This is a genomic window from Neobacillus notoginsengisoli (genome assembly GCF_003515685.1).
Taxonomy (GTDB): domain Bacteria; phylum Bacillota; class Bacilli; order Bacillales; family Cytobacillaceae; genus Bacillus_D; species Bacillus_D notoginsengisoli.
This window is the reverse complement of sequence record NZ_QWEG01000039.1, coordinates 1-1,673: the sequence shown is the minus strand read 5'-3', so window position 1 is coordinate 1,673 and position 1,673 is coordinate 1. Positions and strand designations below refer to the sequence as shown.

The 1,673-nt window shown below is 39.5% G+C and carries 1 protein-coding gene; it reads right to left on the bottom strand.

The features are described 5' to 3' along the window. Nucleotides 1–45 precede the first annotated feature (45 nt). Nucleotides 46–1,604 (bottom strand): IS3 family transposase gene (locus D1B31_RS23740; protein WP_420846151.1). Its coding sequence is split into 2 segments (ribosomal slippage): nt 46–962 and nt 962–1,604, totalling 1,560 coding nucleotides; the frame shifts between segments, so codons are not numbered across the junction. Nucleotides 1,605–1,673: the final 69 nt, after the last annotated feature.

The following is a 1,673-nucleotide window of genomic DNA, read 5'->3' as shown; positions in this document are numbered from 1 at the left end:
TGAACTGCCCCCTGTCAAGTAGACAGTGGAAATAATAAAAACAAGCTAAGCGGCTTTAGTCCTGTATTCCATGGGGCTAAGGCCGTTTAATCGTTTTTGGTATCGATTATGATTATAAAAGTGTATGTATTCATCTATTGCCATAGAAAGTTCTTCAAACGTCTCATATTTTTTCAAATAATACTTTTCACTTTTCAATGTTCCCCAAAAGGATTCCATTGGACCGTTGTCTATACATCTTCCGACACGGGACATACTTTGAGTCATTTCCGCTTTATCTATTCTTCGCTTAAATCCTTGGTGAGTGTACTGGAACCCCCGGTCGCTATGAATGAGTGGATGGGCTCCATCCAAAAGGGCTGTAGCCTGATCCAACGTTTTGAACACAAGTTGATTGTTGTTCGAATGTCCTAAAACATAGCTAACAATGGACCCGTCATAAAGATCACGAATCGCACTCAAATAAGCCTTCTTGTCATTCCCATATTTAAATTCTGTGACATCTGTAACCCATTTCTCATTTGGTTTTTCGGCTTGAAACTCACGGTTCAGTACATTTTCTGTGACGTGTTGAGGGGTGGATTTTTTATAACGTTTCCTCTTTTTCCGTATCACACTTTGAATACCGGAAATCTTCATTAGCCTATAGATTCGCTTATGATTGAATTTTTCTCCCAATTTGCGGTTTAAAGTCATCGTAATCCGTCGGTAGCCATAGATTCCTTTAACTTCCTCGTGGAGAGTCTTAATTTCTTCTAGGATCTCCTCATTTTGGCGTTCACGCACCGAAGGTGTTCGCTTTAGCCATTTATAATAGGCGGATCTGGCGATCCCCGCAATTTCACAAAGCATCATGATAGGGAACTCCTCTTCCTCATGAAGTTCCTTGATTGCGATATATTTATCCCCAAAGTGTACCTGGCTTATCTTCGCCTCCTTTCGATCTCCTCTAACTTTTTTAAAAATAAGTTCTCTGCACGTAAACGGTTGTTCTCTCTCTCAAGCCTCTGCATTTCCAATTTCATTTTCTGTTCCGGTGAGAGTTCAACTTCCTCCTTCTTCCTGCCTCGTTTATCCCTGAGAGCTTCTTCGCCACCATCTTCATATTTTTGAACCCATTGGTATACTTGTTGGTAAGAGACCTGGTAGATCTCAGCTGCCCTCTGATAATCCTTGTCGTTCTCTAGGCAATATAGCACAATCTCTTTCCGTTCATTTAGGGTAGTTTTTCTTCCTTTAGTCATAGTGGTTGTCCTTCCTTTGGAAGTATCCTTTAATTCTCTATGACTATTATACTTTTTAATCCACTTACGAAGGAGAGAAGTGCTAGAAATTTCATACTTCCTCGTAACCTCCTGGTAGGAGTAATCCCCACTAAGGTAGTCCCGTACAGCCGTCAGCTTAAGCTCTTTCGAATACTTCTTCCATGTAGAAGACTCTTTTAATCCTTCCACTCCGTATTTTTCATATTTATAAAGCCAATCATAAATTGCCATACTACTTACTTTATATATTGATTCCAACTCTACAAGGCTATGAGTCCCATTATCGTATGCATGAATGATTTTGATTTTATCTTGGAGGGAAAGTGCCCTTTTTGACATAATAAAAACTCCCCTTAAAGTAAACAGATTTTTATTTTTTAATCTGTCTACCTTAAGGGGAGCATATCA